The 18,892-nt window shown below is 62.4% G+C and carries 17 protein-coding genes; 7 read left to right on the top strand and 10 right to left on the bottom strand.

What is annotated here, in order from left to right; all coding sequences use genetic code 11:
- Nucleotides 1–19 precede the first annotated feature (19 nt).
- From K663_RS00255 to K663_RS00245, 3 genes are read right to left on the bottom strand one after another with little or no spacing between them, the layout of a single operon-like run.
- The gene (locus K663_RS00255; protein WP_062112639.1) at nucleotides 20–400 is read right to left on the bottom strand and encodes a TadE/TadG family type IV pilus assembly protein; all 381 of its coding nucleotides are present in this window, start codon (nucleotides 398–400) and stop codon (nucleotides 20–22) included.
- Nucleotides 397–864 (bottom strand): TadE/TadG family type IV pilus assembly protein, encoded by a 468-nt coding sequence (locus K663_RS00250; protein WP_062112636.1) that lies wholly within the window; start codon nucleotides 862–864, stop codon nucleotides 397–399. Before K663_RS00250 ends, K663_RS00255 begins: the two co-directional genes overlap by 4 nt.
- Before the next feature lies 1 nt (nucleotide 865).
- The gene (locus K663_RS00245; protein WP_062112633.1) at nucleotides 866–2,107 is read right to left on the bottom strand and encodes a pilus assembly protein TadG-related protein; all 1,242 of its coding nucleotides are present in this window, start codon (nucleotides 2,105–2,107) and stop codon (nucleotides 866–868) included.
- 147 nt (nucleotides 2,108–2,254) lie between these two features.
- Between K663_RS00245 and K663_RS00240 the strand changes: the two genes are divergently transcribed.
- Nucleotides 2,255–2,746: a COG3650 family protein gene (locus K663_RS00240; protein WP_063619019.1), complete on the top strand. Its 492-nt coding sequence runs from the start codon at nucleotides 2,255–2,257 to the stop codon at nucleotides 2,744–2,746.
- 9 nt (nucleotides 2,747–2,755) lie between these two features.
- On the opposite strand, the gene K663_RS00235 is transcribed toward K663_RS00240, so the two are convergent.
- Nucleotides 2,756–5,167: a ligase-associated DNA damage response DEXH box helicase gene (locus K663_RS00235; protein WP_062112629.1), complete on the bottom strand. Its 2,412-nt coding sequence runs from the start codon at nucleotides 5,165–5,167 to the stop codon at nucleotides 2,756–2,758.
- Nucleotides 5,168–5,300: 133 nt separating this feature from the next.
- Here K663_RS00235 and K663_RS00230 point away from each other — a divergent pair, with 133 nt between their 5' ends.
- Together K663_RS00230 and K663_RS00225 are read left to right on the top strand one after the other, a co-directional pair.
- Nucleotides 5,301–6,626: a cystathionine gamma-synthase family protein gene (locus tag K663_RS00230; protein WP_062112626.1), complete on the top strand. Its 1,326-nt coding sequence runs from the start codon at nucleotides 5,301–5,303 to the stop codon at nucleotides 6,624–6,626.
- Entirely contained in the window at nucleotides 6,623–7,582 is a 960-nt protein-coding gene (locus K663_RS00225) for a 2-hydroxyacid dehydrogenase (RefSeq protein ID WP_062112623.1), read from the top strand. Before K663_RS00230 ends, K663_RS00225 begins: the two co-directional genes overlap by 4 nt.
- A 6-nt stretch (nucleotides 7,583–7,588) precedes the next feature.
- Here the strand turns inward: K663_RS00225 and K663_RS00220 are convergent, their stop codons facing one another.
- Nucleotides 7,589–8,263 carry an HAD family hydrolase gene (locus K663_RS00220; protein ID WP_062112620.1) on the bottom strand — a complete coding sequence of 225 codons (675 nt, stop codon included), beginning with the start codon at nucleotides 8,261–8,263 and terminating at the stop codon, nucleotides 7,589–7,591.
- 98 nt (nucleotides 8,264–8,361) lie between these two features.
- Here K663_RS00220 and K663_RS00215 point away from each other — a divergent pair, with 98 nt between their 5' ends.
- From K663_RS00215 to K663_RS00200, 4 genes are read left to right on the top strand one after another with little or no spacing between them, the layout of a single operon-like run.
- On the top strand, nucleotides 8,362–9,471 hold the full coding sequence (locus K663_RS00215; RefSeq protein WP_062112618.1) for an MlaE family lipid ABC transporter permease subunit: 1,110 nt from the start codon (nucleotides 8,362–8,364) through the stop codon (nucleotides 9,469–9,471).
- On the top strand, nucleotides 9,471–10,343 hold the full coding sequence (locus K663_RS00210) for an ABC transporter ATP-binding protein (RefSeq protein ID WP_062112615.1): 873 nt from the start codon (nucleotides 9,471–9,473) through the stop codon (nucleotides 10,341–10,343). Before K663_RS00215 ends, K663_RS00210 begins: the two co-directional genes overlap by 1 nt.
- Before the next feature lie 3 nt (nucleotides 10,344–10,346).
- Nucleotides 10,347–11,309, top strand: a complete 963-nt coding sequence (locus K663_RS00205; RefSeq protein ID WP_062112612.1) for an MlaD family protein — start codon at nucleotides 10,347–10,349, stop codon at nucleotides 11,307–11,309.
- A gap of 14 nt (nucleotides 11,310–11,323) precedes the next feature.
- Nucleotides 11,324–11,935, top strand: coding sequence for an ABC-type transport auxiliary lipoprotein family protein (locus K663_RS00200; protein WP_062112610.1), 612 nt, complete (start codon nucleotides 11,324–11,326; stop codon nucleotides 11,933–11,935).
- A 65-nt stretch (nucleotides 11,936–12,000) separates the two neighbouring features.
- On the opposite strand, the gene pepN is transcribed toward K663_RS00200, so the two are convergent.
- From pepN to mnmG, 5 genes are all read right to left on the bottom strand, one after another.
- A complete protein-coding gene (pepN, locus tag K663_RS00195; RefSeq protein ID WP_062112607.1) occupies nucleotides 12,001–14,601 on the bottom strand; it encodes an aminopeptidase N in 2,601 nt (866 codons plus the stop codon).
- Nucleotides 14,602–14,673: 72 nt separating this feature from the next.
- Complete coding sequence (locus K663_RS00190) at nucleotides 14,674–15,600, bottom strand: ParB/RepB/Spo0J family partition protein (RefSeq protein WP_062112604.1); 927 nt, start codon at nucleotides 15,598–15,600, stop codon at nucleotides 14,674–14,676.
- Entirely contained in the window at nucleotides 15,597–16,379 is a 783-nt protein-coding gene (locus tag K663_RS00185; protein ID WP_062112600.1) for a ParA family protein, read from the bottom strand. Before K663_RS00185 ends, K663_RS00190 begins: the two co-directional genes overlap by 4 nt.
- A complete protein-coding gene (rsmG, locus tag K663_RS00180) occupies nucleotides 16,376–17,020 on the bottom strand; it encodes a 16S rRNA (guanine(527)-N(7))-methyltransferase RsmG (RefSeq protein WP_062112597.1) in 645 nt (214 codons plus the stop codon). The genes K663_RS00185 and rsmG overlap by 4 nt, the downstream gene beginning before the upstream one ends.
- Nucleotides 17,017–18,867, bottom strand: a complete 1,851-nt coding sequence (mnmG, locus tag K663_RS00175; RefSeq protein WP_062112594.1) for a tRNA uridine-5-carboxymethylaminomethyl(34) synthesis enzyme MnmG — start codon at nucleotides 18,865–18,867, stop codon at nucleotides 17,017–17,019. The genes rsmG and mnmG overlap by 4 nt, the downstream gene beginning before the upstream one ends.
- Nucleotides 18,868–18,892 lie beyond the last annotated feature (25 nt).

The raw sequence follows: 18,892 nt of genomic DNA, 5'->3' as shown, positions 1-18,892 counted from the left end.
CTGCGCAGTTGCAGGCGGCTCAATAGGCTCGGCGTGTATAGCTGACCGAAACAGGCGCCGTCTGATAGACTAGGAAATTGAGTGGCCGCGCATAGCTCATCGTGATTTCCGTGTAGGCAATTCCATATTGCGTGCCATGGGTCACGACGGGCTCCGTGGCATAGGCCGGGTCCAGGCCAACGCGCTTGTTCTTCACATAGGCGATGATCTGTGCGTCGGTCGGCGTGGGAAAGATGGTGGCGTAGCGCGCCCCTTCATCCACCGCATGCTGCAATCCGGTGCGCGCCATCGCGACGATGCCCAGTTGCAGCGCGCCCATCAGCAATATGAGGAAAGGCGGCAGCGCCAGCCCGAACTCGATCGCGGCGGCGCCGCGCTGATGCCGCAGAAGCCGGATCATTGCAGGCGCACCGATGAAGAGCCGGTGAGCGTAATGCCCTGAGCGGATGCCCAACTGGTGCCGGGCAGCAATTTGCCGAACATCGGCTGGTAGCTGCCAGTAATGCCGATCGTTACATAGCGCTTCATCTGCTGGCCCGTCGCGCAGACCTCGGCCATGGAGGCCTGCACGGTGCCGTCGCACAGCAGTGAACTAGTGACCGTCACGGCGCCTGAGGACACCCCGGCGCCCGCGGCCGCATCCGCAGCCAGGTTCTGGTACGCGGCGCTGTTGAGGCCGCCGCTGGTGGCCAGTTGCGCCGTCCGCTCCGCCGCCGTCTGGAGCCGGATCTTCGCCTTGAACGCCATCGCCAGATCCGCCGCGACGAAAGTCAGCGCCGCCAGCACTGGAAAGATGATCGCCAGTTCGATGGTGCTCGTCCCCGATCGGTCGGACAGCAAATTATGGAGCCATCTCTTCGCCATTTCAGCCGATCAACCTCACCGTCGTACCGGTGATATCATTCACGCCGGTATTTTCGCACTCGTTGACGATGCTGCTATTACCGATGAAGGTGACACGACGGCTGACCATCTTCACGCAATTCGTGGTCATGCCCGACGTCCCGCTGAACGACATCGCCTGCGACGGGAAGTAGAACGCCCCCTGAAAGGATGAACTGGCGTTGCCGTTGATCTTGTTTTCGCCCGAATCGAGCGCGCGCCGGTCCTGATAGAACAGCACCCCGGAATAGGTGCCGCTGGTCGGCGCTGACAGGTTCAGTGTCGCGCCACCGTTGATATCGACCGTGGCGATCTGGCTGGGATTGGTGGCCGCGTTGCTGCTGGTCAGGATGATGGTGACGCCGGTGCCGTTGATGACGGCCTGCGACCCCACGTTGAAACTGCTGCCATCGATATAGTAGACGCCGGGATCGAGGTTAAGCGTGCCCTTGATATCGAAGCCCTTGTAACAACCCGGACCCTTCGACGCGGTTCCCTGCGGATTGACGCTCAGCTTTCCCTGGCAGCTGGACGGGCTGGGCACCGGCAGCGCTGCATAGGGATCGGACTGCGGCACGGTATAGGGTTGCAGCGTCGTGGGCGAGACGAAGTTGGAACTGGCCTGCAGCCCCCCAACCGCCGCGACGGGCGTTGCCGCGACGGTGCTGCTGCCTCCGGCATAGACGGCGCTGGCCGCGCGCGAATTGGTGATGATGCCGCAGCCCAGATCGACAGAGGCATTACCCTGAAGCGTGACACCGACAGCGGAAGTAGCTTCAAGGGAGACGACGCAATAATTGCCTTCGCTCACGACCGCCGCGGTCGCTTCACCGGATATGACGGGCGTCGGTACGCCCAGCATCTTTGAAAAGGGCAACTCGCTGCTGGTCTGAAGGACGACGCGCACAGCCTTTGCATTGCCGGCGCCGACGCCTGTCGTAGGCGCGTTTTCGATTGTGGGGGTTTGCGACAAGGTGACGAGCGACAGACGGTTGATGTCCGCCGTCGCGCTATCCGATGCGCTGAAGCCCTGGGCCACGGCATAGGCGCCTGCGAGCGCGGCCGAGTCTGCCTGCCGCTGAACCTGACGCTTCCACAACGCCCATTGCACCGTGTCGGTAGCAAGACCCGCAGCACCCACAAGAATAGGCATGGACGCGGCAGCCAGCATCAGGACATTGCCCGCCTTGTCCCGAAGGAACCGGCTTAAAACAGCAGGACGCATGGAAAATCCCCTTCGCATCAGGGATTTTCTACCCACGCATACTTTGCATTTGGTTAAATAGCGTGGTTAAATTGGAATTAAGAGGCGTCTTACTGTTCTGTATATACCCAACGATATATTTATAAATCGTAAACAAGGAGGTGAAGGATGAAGTCGTGGCTGTTGATTTCGGGCATGCTGATTTTGACTGGATGCGGCCGTAAGGAAAATATGGCGGACCTGCCCAGGAATGATGTGCCCGTCGCCAACGCTCCGATCGAAAATCTGTCCGCGGCGCAGGAAGCTCCCCTATTCTCTGATCAGCGCGAAGGGGCTCCCCCCGCCTCCACAGTCGTCGATACGACTCCGCCAAGCAGCGAGACACGCTATCAAGCCCTTGGCACCGAACCCTTCTGGGCGGTAACGGTAAAGGGATCGACCGCGACGCTTGAGCGCCCGGACAATGAACCGGTAGATTTCGCCATCAACCGTGCGGACGATGGCCGCGCGGTACGTTACCTGGGTGACGGCTTTTCCATGGTCGTCACGGATGGGCCATGCAGCGACGGCATGAGTGACGCCCATTGGGCGGACCGGGTTGCGGTGTCTTTCGCGGACGGTACGTTGAAAGGCTGCGGCGGCGTCCGCGCAGATTTCTAGCGATACTACCTAATCCGTGCGCATGGCTTCGGCTACCAACGCCTCCGCTTCGATCAGCAGGGCATCCTCCGCCGCCGTCTGCGCCACCTGCTCGCGCCCGATCAGGATCAGCACGGGCACGGCAAGCGGGCTGACCCTGTCCAGATCGATATGCAGCATCGTCGCCGACGCGCGATCGATCAGGTCGCCCAATCGACCGACATCCGTCATCCGCGCCCGCGCATCAGCCCATGCGGCCTTTAACAGCAGATGGTCGGGCTGATATTTGCGCAGCACATCATAGATGAGGTCCGTCGAAAAGGTGACCTGCCTCCCGGTCTTGCGCTTGCCGGGATGCTGCCGCTCGATCAGGCCCGCGATCACCGCCACATCGCGGAAAGCCCGTTTCAGCAGACTCGACTGTTCCACCCATTCGACAAATTCATGGTCGAGGATGTCGGCTGAAAACAGGCTTTGCGGATCGGTTACGGGCTTGAGGCCATAGACCGCCAGTGCATAATCGTTCGAAACGAAGCCCAGCGGCATCAGGCCCTGCGCATCCATTCGCCGCGTGAGCAGCATGCCCAGCGACTGGTGCGCATTCCACCCTTCGAAACTGTAGCAGACCAGATAGTGCCGCCCCTCGTGCGGGAAGGTCTCGATCAGCAGTTGGCCCGGCTGCGGCAGGGCCGACCGGTTCTGCTGCACCTCCAGCCAGTCGCGCACATCGTCGGGAAAGCGGTGCCATTCTTCCGGCTCCGCCAGAAAGTGACGCACCCTGTCGGCAAGACGGGTCGACATGGCCATGCGGGTGCCGCCCCATGTCGGGATGCGCGCCTGTTTCGATGTGGCCCGAACGACCAGATCGGTCAGGTCCATGCGCACAACCTCCAGCGCGGTGCCGGAAAAGAAGAAGCTGTCGCCCGGCCGCAGCGTCGCGGCGAACCCCTCTTCCACCGTGCCGAGCTTGCGCCCGTTGGCAAAGCGCACGTCGAGTACCGGCTGATCAACGATGATGCCGGCGTTCAGCCGATGCTGCTGGATGAAACGCGGGTGCGACACGCGCCATGTGCCATCGGCCTCATGCGTCAGCCGCTTGAACCGGTCATAGGCCCGCAGTGCGTAGCCCCCGCCCTCGATGAAATGCAGGACGTTGGCGAACGCATCGTCGGTCAGCGCACTATAGGGTGTGGCGGAGCGGATCTCCGACAGCAATTCCTCTTCACGAAAGGGCACGGCGCAGGCCAGCGCCATGACATGCTGCGCCAGGACGTCCAGGCTGCCCGGACGAAAGTCATCCGCATCGCGCTCCCCCGCCTCCACCGCGTCGAGCGCGGCCCGCGCTTCCAGATATTCAAAGCGATTGCCGGGTATCAAAATCGCCTCGCTGGGACAGTCCAGCCGATGATTGGCGCGGCCGATGCGCTGGAGCAGGCGGGATGAACCCTTGGGTGCGCCCATCTGGATCACGCAATCGACATTGCCCCAATCGACGCCCAGGTCGAGACTGGCGGTGGCCACCAGCGCGCGCAGCTTGCCCGCCGCCATGGCGCTCTCCACCTTGCGCCGCGCCTCGACCGACAAGCTGCCATGGTGGATCGCGATAGGCAGGTTGGCGTCGTTCGCCGTCCAGAGTTCCTGGAAAATGAGTTCGGCAAGCCCGCGCGTGTTGCAAAAGACGAGCGTGGTCTGCCGCCGTTCGATCTCCGCCATCACCTGTTTGGCGGCATATTTGCCTGAATGCCCCGACCAGGGAATGCGGCCTTCGGGGATGAAGATGGCGACATTCGGATCGGCGCCCTGTTCCCCGATGACGGGCATCACGCTGTTTATATCGCCATCGGGCGCAAGCCACGTGCGATAGGCGTCGACATCCGCGACCGTCGCCGACAGCGCCACGCGACGCAGGGCCGGGTTGATGGTCTGCAACCGGGCGAGCGAAAGGCTGAGCAGATCGCCGCGTTTCTGCGTGGCGAAGGCGTGAACTTCATCGATGATCACGGTCCGCAGCTGCGCGAACATCAGGAAGCTGTCCGGGTAGCTCAGCAGCAATGAGAGGGACTCCGGCGTCGTCAGCAGGATTTCGGGCGGCCGCGCGCGCTGCCGTGCCTTTCGGTCCGATGGCGTATCGCCCGTCCGGGTTTCGACGCGGATCGGCAGGTCCATTTCCTCGATCGGCGTCAACAGATTGCGGCGCACATCGACCGCCAGCGCCTTCAGTGGTGAGACATAGAGCGTGTGAAGCCCCCCGCCCGGACTGTCGATCAGGTCGGCAAGCGTCGGCAAAAAACCCGCCAGCGTCTTGCCCGCTCCCGTCGGCGCAACCAGCAGCGCATGATCCCCGGTGCGCGCGGCGGCGAGCATATCCATCTGGTGACGGCGCGGCGTCCAACCGCGAGAGGCGAACCATTGCTCCAGCGGGTCGGGTAGGCTTTGGCTCATGCAGGGGATGTAGGGTGGCGTGCCGCCACTGTCACGGTGCCACGCCGCACGGATTCTCATCACTGCCGGGACGGCGCTGGCCCTTTCCTCCATCAACGCGTTACACTCCCGTGATCGAAGCAGGAGAAAAGCGATGACCGGCGAAACCGAGGCCGATCTGACGGGCGCGGAAGTCCCGCCCAACCGCCGCCGTCCCAAAGCCGCCGTCATGGAGATTGGCGGCCGCAAGCTGAAACCCGCGACGCTGATGATGGGTCATGGCTATGATCCCACCCTGTCCGAAGGATCGTTGAAGCCGCCTATCTTCCTCACCTCCACCTTCGCGTTCGAAAGCGCGGCGGCGGGCAAGCGTCATTTTGAAGGCGTGACGGGCATAAGGCCGGGCGGCGCGGAGGGCCTTGTCTACTCCCGCTTCAACGGCCCCAATCAGGAGATCGCCGAAGACCGGCTGGCGGTCTGGGAAGAAGCCGAAGACGCGCTGCTCTTTTCCAGCGGCATGTCCGCCATCGCGACGACGTTGCTGGCCCTTGTGCAGCCCGGCGACGTCATCGTGCATTCCGCCCCGCTCTATGCCGCGACCGAATCGCTGATCGGCCGCATTCTCGGAAAGTTCGGGGTGCAATGGCTCGATTTCCCGGCGGGCGCGACCGAAGAAGAGATCGGCGCGGTCGTCGAACGGGCCAAGGCGCTTGGCCGGGTGGCGCTCATCTATCTGGAAAGTCCCGCCAACCCGACCAACGTGCTGGTCGATGTGCAGGCGGTGGTGGCGCGGCGCGATCAACTGTTCGCTGGTGAAGCGCATGTTCCGCCCGTCGCGATCGACAACACCTTCCTCGGCCCGCTCTGGCACCATCCGCTTGCTCATGGTGCGGATCTGGTCATCTACAGCCTGACCAAATATGCGGGCGGCCATAGCGATCTGGTGGCAGGCGGCGTGCTCGGCCCCAACGGGTTGATCAACACGATCCGGCTGATGCGCAACACGATCGGCACGATCCTGGACCCGCACAGCGCGTGGATGCTTCTGCGCAGCCTGGAAACGCTGGAACTGCGGATGACCCGCGCGGGAGAAAATGCCGCGAAGGTCTGCGCCTGGCTAAAGGAGCAGCCACAGGTCGAAAAGGTCGTCTATCTCGGCTTCCCGGAGACCGAGCGGCAGGCGGACATATACCAGCGGCATTGCACCGGCGCGGGATCGACCTTCTCGCTGTACCTCAAGGGAGGCGAGGCGGAAGCCTTCGCCTTTCTCGACGCATTGAAGATCGCCAAGCTCGCCGTCAGCCTGGGCGGCACGGAAACGCTGGCCAGCCATCCGGCGGCAATGACGCACCTGTCCGTCCCGGCCGATCGCAAAAAGGCCCTCGCAATCAGCGATAACATGGTCCGCATCTCCATCGGCTGCGAGGATGCGGACGACCTGATCGCCGACTTTGCCCAGGCGTTGCAGGCGGTGGGATGAACGGCAAGCGCCCCGTCATCCTGATCGGCCAGCCGCTGCTGGCGCCTTTGTTGCCGCTGCTGCAGCCTCGCTATGAAGCACTGCCATTGTGGGAAGAGGACGGTGCCAGAAGGCGGGCTGAAGCGCAGGCGATCATCTGGGCGGGAGAGTTCACCCTGCCCCCTGCCCTGATCGGCGCGATGCCGCAGCTTGGCCTCGTCGCCTGCTTCACCGTGGGCTATGACGGCGTCGATCTGGAGCTGGCGCGCCAACGCGGAATTGCGGTCACGCATGGCGCGGACGCCAATGCAGAGGATGTCGCCGACCATGCGATCGGCCTGATGCTCGCGCATCGCCGCTGGATCGTCGAAGGCGACCGGCAATTGCGCGCCGGGCTCTGGACGCCGGAGTCCAAGACGCGGACCCGCTCGATGGGCGGCGCTCGGCTGGGCATTGTCGGCATGGGGCATATCGGCCTGGCGGTGGCCCGCCGCGCGGAAATGATGCGGATGCGTATCCACTGGTCCGGGCCACGCGACAAGCCCGGCGTCCCATGGCCGCGGGTCGAGAGCCTGGAAGCAATGGCGCGCGACAGCGACATTCTGCTGATCAGCGCCCGCGCCGATGAGAGCAATCGCGGCATGATCGACACTGACGTCATGAATGCACTTGGTCCCGAAGGGTTGCTTGTCAATGTCGCGCGCGGGCAATTGGTGGATGAAGAAGCGTTAAGGAACGCCTTGCGCGAAGGCAGGCTTGGCGGCGCGGCGCTGGACGTTTTCGAACAGGAACCGACCCCGGCAAGCCTTTGGACCGATGTCCCCAATTGCGTGCTGACGCCGCATATCGGCGGCGCGACCCATGAGGCAGTGGGCCGCATGGCGCAGATGCTGTTGGCCAATCTCGAAGCGTTCTTCGCCGGGCGGCCGCTATTGTCGCCAGTGAGGCATCAGCCAATGCCAAGCGCGGAAGGCTAAACGGCTTTAGCGCCAGTCCACCCGCTTCCAGCCACGCTCCACCGCCAGCCGCGCCAGCGGTTTGTGGGGATTGGAAGCAAAGGGCATATCCGCAAATTCCAGCATCGGCGCGTCCGACACATGGTCGGAATAGGCGCGGATCTGCGCCTGGCTGCGGTCGATCGCCTCGGCCGCCATCCATGCCTTGATCATACGCAGCTTGCCGGTGTCATAGCAATTCTCGCCCGCGATCTTGGCGCGCACATAGCGCAGGTCCTGACTGAGATGATCGGTGGCGATCACCGCGTCAAATCCCAGCCGCCGCGCGATCGGCTCGACGTAAAGGCGATAGGATGCAGTAGCGAGCACCAGCCGGTAGCCGTCGGCCTTGTCGCGCGCGATCTGGTCGAGCGCCCCTGCGCGGATATTGCTTTCCACAACCTTGGCCGCATAGCTTTCCACATGCGGCATCAGCTTCGCCCGCTCAACATGATATCCGATCATCAGCGCCTGGTTCAGTTCCTTCAGGCGCTGGCGGCTGATCAGTTTCAATACATAGGCCAGCATCAACAGGATGATGCCGGGAAACAGGATCAATCGCCACGGCGCCATCGCCCGCGCCACGTGGATCAGAAAGCCGGTATAGGTGCCTGAAAAGGTTACCGTGCGGTCCATGTCGTAGATTGCCAGCCGGTGCGTCATGCCGTTTCCGAAACTTTTGGAGCCTGTTACCGTTCTATCGTGCGGATGGGCCGTTTCGGCTTGCCGTGCAACCGATAATGGACCAGTAAACCGACTTGATGAACAAAGCCGCCGATCTTGTCGAAGAAACGCGCGATGGCGGTACTGTCATTCGTATTCAGGGGCATCTTTCGATTGCATGCCTTCATGATCTGCCCGCGCGGCTGGACGCCGTAACAGGCCCTGTCGCGGCCATCGACCTGTCCGGCGTCGATCATATGGACACGATCGGCGCCTGGACCGTACATCGCACCGCCAAGCGGCTGGACTGTGACGTCACCGGCGGTAACGAGGATGCACGACGGCTGATCGACGCGGTCGGCAAGCTCGACGAACCGGTCAGCATCCGGCCCGATCATGCGCCGCCCTGGCAGCGGGTCGTCGGCCAGATCGGCGAGGCGGTCGTAAATGCGGGTTCGACGCTGTTCGGCCTCCTCGGATTTTTCGGCAGCACGCTGGTCGCAAGCTGGAACGTCATCCGCCACCCCAGCCGCTTCCGCGTCAACGCGGTGGTTCAGCGGTTCGAGGTGGTCGGCGTATCGGCGCTGGGCATCATCGGCCTCATGAGCTTCCTGATCGGCATCGTCATCGCCCAGCAGGGATCGGTGCAACTGCGCCAGTTCGGCATGGAAATGCTGACCATCAACCTGGTGGGCCGCCTCACCTTCCGTGAACTGGGCGTGTTGATGACCGCCATCATGGTGGCGGGCCGTTCCGGCTCCGCCTTCGCCGCGCAGCTCGGCACGATGAAGCTGACCGAAGAGATCGACGCCATGCGCACAATCGGCGTTTCGCCGATGGAGGCGCTGGTGCTGCCGCGCACGCTCGCGGTGGTCATCATGATGCCGCTGCTTGGCTTTTATTCCTCTGTCGTGGCGGTGATCGGCGGCGGTTTCCTGTGCGCCGTGGCGCTCGACATCCCGCCCATCACCTTCATCCAGCGATTGCGGGAGGTGGTGCCGATCACCGACCTGTGGGTCGGCCTGCTGAAAGCGCCGGTATTCGGCGTCATCATCGCGCTGTCCGGCTGTTTCCAGGGCATGCAGGTCAAGGGCAATGCCGAGGAAGTCGGGCTGCGCACGACATCCGCCGTGGTCCAGGCGATATTCCTCGTGATCGTTATCGACGCCTTCTTCGCCGTCTTCTTCACCTGGGTAGGTTGGAACTGATGGCCGAGGAAGAGGAAGTCGCCGCCGAGGAAGCACGCGTCAACAAGGCCATCGAAGCCAGCGACATCGCCATTTCCGTGCGTGGGCTGAAAAACAGCTTCGGCGATCAGGTCGTGCACGAAAATCTCGATCTGGACGTGCGCAAGGGCGAGATTCTGGGCGTGGTCGGCGGATCGGGCACCGGCAAGTCAGTGCTGATGCGATCGATCATCGGATTGCAGACCCCCGATGAAGGCGAAGTCCGGGTATTCGGCGAATCCATGATCGGCCGTCTGGACGATGAGGCCCTGGCGGTGCGCAAACGCTGGGGCGTGCTGTTTCAGGGTGGCGCGCTTTTCTCGACGCTCACGGTCGCCGAGAATGTCGAGGTGCCGATCCGCGAATATTATCCCAATATCGGGCCGCAGCTGCGTGACGAAATCGCCGCCTACAAGATTCGCCTCACCGGCCTGCCGGCTGAGGCCGGGCCCAAATATCCCGCCGAACTGTCGGGCGGCATGAAAAAACGCGCTGGCCTTGCCCGTGCGCTGGCCCTTGATCCGGACCTGCTGTTCCTGGACGAGCCGACCGCCGGTCTCGACCCGATCGGCGCTGCGGCCTTTGACGATCAGACCCGCAAGCTGCAGGAAACGCTGGGCCTTACCGTATTCCTCATCACCCATGACCTCGACACCCTCTATTCGATCTGCGACCGGGTGGCGGTGCTGGCGGATGGAAAGGTGATCGCCGTTGGGACGATCGACGAGCTGTTGGCGACTGATCACAGCTGGATACAGGAATATTTCAACGGCCCTCGCGGCCGGGCCGCCACTGCGGCGGTGACCCGTGAACGAGAAAAGACGGCCGGACAGCCATCGGACGGAAGGCGATAGGATATGGAAACCCGCTCCAACCATGTGCTGGTGGGCACGGTCACGCTGCTGCTGCTGGCGGCTATCATGATCGCCGCCTTCTGGTTCTCGCGCCTCTCCGAGGGCGACAACATAGAATATGACATCTTTTTCAAACAGTCGGTGAACGGCCTCGCCAAGGGATCGAGCGTCAACTATTCGGGTGTTCCTTCCGGTCAGGTCGAAAAGATCGAGCTGTGGAAGCGCGACCCCGGTTTCGTGAAGGTACGCATCTCGGTGAGAGAGGGCACCCCCGTCCTGCAGGGCACCACCGCCACCATAGCGGGCGTGGGTTTCACTGGCGTCAGCGAGATCGTGCTGGACGGCGCGGTCAAGGGCGCGCCGCCGATCGGCTGCCCGGAACCGAACCCGCTCGCCGCCTGTCCCGATGGCGTGCCCGTCATCCCGACCAAGCCGGGAGCGTTGGGCGAACTGCTCAACAATGCGCCGCAGTTGCTGGAACGCCTGTCCACCCTGACCGAGCGGCTGACGGAATTGCTGAACGACAAGAACCAGCAATCCATCGCTGGCATCCTGACCAATCTCGAACGCGTGTCGGGCGCTCTGGCCGATCGCAGTCCTGAAATCGCCGCCACGCTGGCCGAAGCCCGCATCGCCATTCAGCGCACCGGCGTCGCGGCCGAACAGATCGGCAAGCTGGCCGCGACCACCGACTCCCTGCTGACCGACGAAGGCAGGCCGCTGATGGCCGACCTGCGCAAGAGCGTGCAGTCCGCCACTCGCAGCATCGATACGCTCGACAAGACGATTGCCGAGGCGCAGCCGGGCGTTCGCGCATTCAGCAACCAGACGATGCCCGAAGTGAACCAGCTGGTCCGCGACCTTCGCGAAATGTCGCGGGCGTTCCGTGGCGTCGCTGAAAAACTGGACCAGCAAGGCGCGGGATCAATCGTCGGATCACCCAAATTGCCCGATTACAAGCCATGAGAGGGAGCGCGATAATGTTCCACAAGAAACCTGCCGCCATTCCGCTCGTCCTCGCGCTCGTCGCCGCGCTTTCCGGCTGCGTGTCCTTTGGCGGTAAGCCGCCCGAACAGCTGTTATCGCTGGATGCCGTGCAGAAAGTGACGCCAGGCACGCTTCGGAGCGTCTCCGCTGGCAGCACCATCACCGTGGCCGATCCCGAAGCGCCAAAGCTGATCGACACCGTGCGGGTGCCGGTGCGCACCTCCCCCACCTCCATCGCCTATGTGACCAAGGTGCAGTGGGCCGACACGCCCCGCCACCTGTTCCAGAAGCTGCTGTCGGAAACGATCGCGGCCACCAGCAACCGGATCGTGCTCGACCCCGGCCAATATTCGGCAGATGCCGGGCAGCGGCTGATGGGCGAGCTGATAGAATTTGGCCTGGATGAAGCGAGCAATAGTGCGGTCGTCACCTATGACGCCATTCTCGCGGGACCGGGCGGCACGGCCATTTCTCGCCAACGCTTCACCGCCAGCGCGCCCATTGGCGCAAAGATCGAAGCAGGCAATATCGGCGCTCCGCTGAACCAGGCAGCGAACAAGGTCGCCGCCGACGTAGCGGCCTGGCTCGCCTCCAGCGGCCGCTAAGCCAATAATTCCTGCGAAGCGGGGGATTTGGGTGATCCCCCATGTCGTTCGGCGACACGCGCCCTTTAGTCCAGGCTCTTGCTGACCTGCTCGGCGACGTCCTTCGACAGGCCGGGTTCGGCCAGGATGCGCTGCAATTCCGCCCGCATCAGGGCAGCGCGACCTTCGTCAAAACGACGCCAGCGCCCCAGCGGCGGCACCAACCGCGCGGCTGTTTGCGGGTTGATCTTGTCGAGCGCGATGATGCAGTCGGCCACCATGCGGTATCCCTTGCCCGACTTGTGGTGAAAGGCCCACTGATTGCCCGCGAAGGCGCTATAGAGCGACCGCACGCGATTGGGATTGGACAGAGTGAAATCCGGATGCCGCGCCAGTTCCTCGACCAGATCGACCGTGTCGGGATGGGAAGCAAACGCCTGGGTCTGGAACCATTTGTCCAGCGTCAGCGCATCGCTGCGGTAACGGTTATAGAATATGTCGAGCGCCGCTTCCCGTTCGTTGCTGATACTATTGGCCAGCGTAGCTAATGCCGACTGCCGCTCGGTCATATTGTCGGCTTCGTCGAACTGGGAAAAGGCCATTGTCGGCCCATCGTCCGCGCCGGACGCCACCAGATAGAGCAGCGCCGTATTGCGCAGTTTACGGGCCCCCTTCGCAGCGGGAGACAGCGAGAAACCATTGGCCTTCATGCTGGCATGAATATCCCGCCACAGCGGCTCCAACTGCTCCCCGATTCGCTGCTGTAATGCGTCTCGCGCGGCGTGGATCGCATCCGGGTCGACCTGTGCCATCTGGTCGCCCAGATAGGCCTCGCTTGGCAATCGGATCGCTTCGGCAATGAATGCAGGGTCCAGATTCGGATCGGTAGCAGTATCGCGGATCGCCGCCACGACTGCGCCCTCATCGATATTCTGCCCGGCGACACGACCGACCAGCGCGTTGACCATCAACTGCTGCATCGCTTCATAGCGGGCGAAAGGATCATCGTCATGCGCGGACAGGAAGGCCAGCTCTGCCTGGCTGCGGTCGGCCTCGACAATGACCGGCGCGGAAAAGCCGCGATTGATCGACAGAATAGGCGCGTCCGCAAAGCCGTTGAAAGTAAAGCTCTGCTGTGCCTGCGTCAGCATCAGCAAAGTTTCGCCCCTATGCCTGCCCCCTGCACGATCGAACAATGCTGTGCAAAGGGGTATCGCCATTGGCTGCTTGTCCGGCTGGCCTGGAGTGGGCGGAATGCTTTGCTCCAGCAGAAGTTCGACCGACTGCGCCGCCGCATCGTGCCGCAGCGTTGCCCGGACATGCGGTGTGCCCGCCTGTTCGTACCAGCGGCGAAATTGGCGAAGGTCGATGCCCCCACCCTCTTCCATGGCCTTGACGAAGTCCTCGCAGGTCACCGCTTGCCCATCATGCCGGTCGAAATACAAATCGCTGCCCGCGCGGAAGCGGTCGGGCCCAAGCATCAGGGCCATCATCCGGATCAGCTCCGCACCCTTGTTGTAGATGGTCGCGGTATAGAAATTGCTGATCTCGATATAGGATTCCGGCCGCACGGGATGCGCCAGCGGACCTGAGTCCTCCTGGAACTGCGCCGCCCGCAACACGCGGACGTCATCGATCCGCTTGACCGCATGACTGCCCATATCGGCCGAGAAATTCTGGTCGCGGAAGACAGTGAAGCCTTCCTTCAGCGACAGTTGGAACCAGTCCCGGCATGTGACCCGGTTGCCCGACCAGTTGTGGAAATATTCATGCGCCACAACCGCCTCGACCCCATCATAATCGATGTCGGTCGCGGTCTCCGGATCAGCAAGAATATAACGCGAATTGAATATGTTAAGTCCCTTATTCTCCATCGCGCCAAAGTTGAAATCCGCCACGGCGACGATGTTGAACACATCTAGATCATATTCGCGGCCATAAACCCGCTCGTCCCACGCCATGCTGTTCTTCAGCGCCCGCATGGCGTGGTCGGTGCGGGGCAGGTCGCCCTCCTTCACCCAGATGCCAAGTTTGACCTCGCGTCCACTCATGGTCACGAAGCTGTCAGCTTTGCAGGCCAGGTCTCCGGCAACGAGCGCGAAGAGATAGCAGGGCTTGGGAAAGGGATCGTTCCAGCGCGCCCAGTGTCGGCCCCCCGGCAACGTCCCCTGTTGGACCGGATCGCCGTTCGACAACAATATCGGATAACGGGTTTGATCCGCCTCCATGCGAACCGAATAGCGCGACAATATGTCGGGCCGGTCGGGGAAGAAGGTGATGCGGCGAAAGCCCTCCGCTTCGCACTGGGTACAGAGCAGACCGCCGCTGGCATATAAGCCCATCAGCTTGCTGTTATTCTCGGGAGCAAGCTCCACCAGAGTCTCGACCTGATGCGTGTCACCCGGCAGCGGAATGACGAGAGAGCCGCCTTCCACCGCCCATTCGTCGCCTTGCAACAGACGGCCATCGACCTTCACCTCTATGGGCGAGAGTCCGTCACCATCCAGTGTCAGCGGCCGCTCATGAACGCCATTGCGCGTGACGCTCAGTATCGCCCGCACCTGCGTGCGCGCCGGATCGAGCGCAAAATCCAGAGCGATTTGGGGGACCAACCAATCGGGAGGCAAATAGTCCTGACGGCGGATGATCGCAGGAGCAGCGGCGTGGGTGGATTGCATGTCGGCCATGGCCACAACCTAAGAAACCGGCAATCAAAAGGCCAGTGGGCCGACAATCTTATTACGCAGGGCGACCTTCGGTCAGATCCGCTCACCGGAAAGACGCTGGCAAAGCATATCCAGTTGATCGAGAGTCGAGTAGCGAAGCGTCAAGGTGCCAGCAGGGCCGACGCCGTGGCTGATGTCCACCTTCACGCCCAGAATGTCGGCAAGATGCTGTTCCAACGCCCCTATGTCAGCATCCTTGACTTCCGGCACCGCTCCGGCGCGACTGCGCGGAACAGCTGCCTCTCCATTCTTGGTACGGCGCACCAGATTTTCGGTGTCACGTACCGAAAGCCCCTTGGCTTCCACTGTTCGGGCCAGCGCTTCGCAATCTGGCGCACCGATCAGGGCGCGTGCATGGCCCATGGATAGCTTCTGCTCGACCACCTGCTGCTGCACCGATCCGGGCAGGTCCAGCAGGCGGATAAGATTGGCGATATGGCTGCGCGATTTGCCGACCAGACGGCCCAGCGCCTCCTGACTATGGTTGAAGTCGGCAATCAGCTTGCGATAGGCCTCTGCCTCCTCGATCGGATTCAAATCCTCCCGCTGGATATTCTCGACCAGCGCGATTTCCAGCGTTTCCGCTTCGTCGAAATCACGCACGATCGCAGGAATACGATGCATCTGCGCCCGCTGCGCCGCGCGCCAGCGCCGTTCACCTGCAACGATCTGAAATCCGCCGCCATGCGGACGAACTATGATCGGCTGGATGACCCCGCGCTTGGCTATGCTGTCGGCCAGTTCCGCCAATGCGCCCTCATCAAAATGACGCCGCGGCTGTTCGGGATGCGGCTGGATCAGCGCGACCTCAATGCTCTGGATGGCCTTGGTGGAGGCTGACGGTGCGGTCTGCGTCACGGGTTCTTCCCGCGCCACATCCCCAAGAAGGGCTGACAAACCACGGCCCAAGCCGTGCGGACGCTTGGCCACCTTCAGCTTTTCGTCATTTTCGGTGCTCAAGCGGCAACCTCCTGTCGGGGCAATCGGGAAATCAGTTCACGAGCAAGGCGCATATAGGCTTCAGACCCCGAACAGCGAAAATCATAGATAAGCGCCGGCACGCCATGGCTGGGCGCTTCCGACAGTCGTACATTGCGGGGAATCACCGTGGAGAAAACCAGATCCCCCAGACAGGCGCGGACGTCATCCGCCACCTGATCCGTCAAGCGATTGCGCCGGTCATACATGGTGAGAGCCACGCCCATGATCGACAAGCCGGGATTGAACCGGCCTCGTATGCGCTCCACAGTCTGCAAAAGCTGGGACAACCCCTCGAGCGCGAAAAATTCGCACTGCAACGGCACGAGCAGGAATTGGGCAGCAACCATGGCGTTGATGGTCAACAGGCCCAGCGATGGCGGGCAGTCGATCAGGCAAATATCCCACCGACCCGGCTGCGCTTCGGATAACACCCGCTCCAGCCGATGCGTGCGCTCTTCATATTCGATGAGCTCAATCTCTGCGCCCGACAGGTCTTGCGTCGCGGGAATGATTTCCAATTTCGGCACGCGGGTCGGGAGCACCGCATCGTCTACCCCGCAATTGCCCACTAACAGGTCATAGCTTGACCGCAACCGATCGGCCTGATTCACGCCCAGGCCGGTAGACGCGTTCCCCTGGGGGTCGAGGTCAATCAGGAGCACGCGCAAGCCAGTGGCCGCAAGGCCCGTCGCCAGATTTATCGCGGTCGTGGTCTTGCCGACACCACCTTTCTGATTGGCAATGGCGATGCGGATCATCTTTGACCTTTCTTGCCCTTCGGCGTCACACCCCGCGCGACGATGATCGCGCTATCGGTATCGGTGACACTCCGTTCCACGTGAAACACACCTTGCCATGTCGGCCGCGTCGCCTCCAGTTCAATTTCCGCATTTCGTCCTTTTGGCAGCACCCAAATGGTCTGATCCGTCGAAAGATGAAGCGCTGAGCTGAATAATCGCGGCAGAGGCGCATATGCGCGCGCGCTGATGATAGAGGCTGGCACCGCCATCTCCGCGCTTTCCACCCGGCCGCCAATGACCTTAGCATGCGCCAATCCCAACTCAGTGGCGATGTGGCTCAGAAACTCGATCCGCTTGCGTCGTGCCTCAATCATGACGACCGGTCGATTGGAAAGGACAGCGACGACGATGGCGGGCAGCCCAGCGCCGGAGCCAAGATCTACCCACGGTCCTTCCCCGGCCCCGCTCGCGAAGGGCAAAAGTTGGGCCGAATCGACGATATGCCGTGCCCAGACATGATTGCGTGTCGATGCCGCAATAAGATTTTGCTCCTCCATCCCGGCCAACAACAGAGCGACATATCGCTCCAAACGCCCCATTGTTTCACGTGGAACAGCCAAGCTATCAACAAGCCATTGCTTCGCTTCATCCTCCGTCATGCGGCGCGCCGCCGCACATGGACGAGTAATGCGGCCAAGGCGGCAGGCGTGATGCCACGGATGCGCCCCGCCGCAGCGAGCGTATCGGGGCGCGCCCGCTCCAGGCGCTCAATCATTTCGTTGGAAAGCCCACCGATCATCGCAAAGTCGAAATCGGCGGGAATATTGACACGCTCGTTCCTGCGGAGGTCGGCAATCTCAGCGGCCTGCCGTTCCAGGTAAGGCGCATAATGTGCGTCCTCCAAAATTTCCTCGCGCAGGGCCGGGTCAGCAGCCCGCAAGGCCGGCGTGAGCGAAAACAGCAGCTCTCGCGACACTTCAGGAAATCTGGCCCACTCAAATATTGTGCGCCGCGCGCCATCCTGTCGAACCGCCGCCCCCACCTTCACCATATCTGAAGCCGACAGCAACCGCCCCATCTGTTCGTCCACTGCCCTCCTTTGGCGAGCGCGGCGTGCATATAGATCGGAACGCTCCGGCCCCAAAATGCCATGCTCCTGCCCGACCTTCTCCAACCGGCTGCCCGCATTGTCGGCACGGAGCCGCAGCCGATATTCGGCCCGGGCGGTCAACATCCGATAAGGTTCGGTGACGCCTTGCAAAACAAGGTCATCGATCATGACGCCGATATAGCTGCTCGCACGGTCAAGGATCAGTGGCGCTTCGTCCCGCGCTCTTGCGGCGGCATTCACGCCTGCCACCAACCCTTGGGCAGCGGCCTCTTCATAGCCGGTCGTGCCGTTGATCTGCCCCGCGCAGAAAAGGCCCGGCACATCGCGCATCTCCAACGTGGCGTCCAGCGCGCGCGGATCAATATGATCATATTCGACCGCATAGCCAGGAACGACGATTTCCGCCCGTTCAAGCCCGGCCATGGATTGCACCATCGCCTGCTGAACATCGGCCGGCAGCGAGGTGCTGATGCCATTGGGGTAAACCAGATGACTGGAAAGCCCTTCCGGCTCCAGGAAAATCTGATGGCCGTCCCGATCGCCAAACCGAATGACCTTATCTTCGATGGAGGGGCAGTAACGGGGCCCGCGCCCCTCTATCGCGCCGCTAAACAAAGGTGATCGCCCAAGCCCGTCCCGGATGATCGCATGGGTGGTGTCATTGGTGCGGGTGATGGCGCATTGCAATTGCGGCAGCGCACGGCCAGAGGACAGAGCCGACATCGTCCAGCCGCCCCGGTCGGAGGGTTGCTCCTGCAACCGCGCCCAGTCGATGGTACGGCCGTCCAGTCTTGGCGGCGTCCCGGTTTTCAGTCGCCCGATGGGCAGGCCAAGCTGGCGGAGTTGGACACCAAGCACCGTTGCCGCCCTTTCTCCCGTGCGCCCGCCTTCGCTTATCTCTTCGCCTCGGAACAATTTGCCGCCGAGGAACGTGCCGGTCGCCAGAACAACGGCCTTGCAAGTCAGAGTGCGGCCGTCGCTCAGTTCCAGTCCAGCGACCTCTCCCGCGTGGAGGACCAAGGCAACAGCCTCTCCCTCAACGATCTCCAATCCCGGTTGGGCCGCGATCATGCGGTGAATCGCCATCTTATAATGGGCTCGATCCGCTTGCACGCGCGGGCCTTGGACCGCCGACCCCTTGCTACTGTTCAGCATGCGATAGTGGATCGCCGCCGCATCAGCGGCGCGTGCGATCAGGCCGTCAAGCGCATCCACCTCGCGCACGAGATGCCCCTTGCCCAGACCGCCGATCGCTGGATTGCACGACATCGCACCGACCGTCGATTTTTCGAATGTCAGAAGAGCGACCTTCGCGCCCTTGCGCGCGGCTGCGGCTGCTGCCTCGCAGCCGGCATGACCACCGCCCACCACTATAACGTCAAAAGCCCTGTGCATGCGGCGCCCCTTACCAGACTTGGGG

The organism is Sphingobium sp. MI1205 (genome assembly GCF_001563285.1).
Lineage (GTDB): Bacteria > Pseudomonadota > Alphaproteobacteria > Sphingomonadales > Sphingomonadaceae > Sphingobium.
The sequence above is the reverse complement of the archived record's forward strand: the minus strand, read 5'-3'. Positions and strand labels throughout refer to the sequence as shown.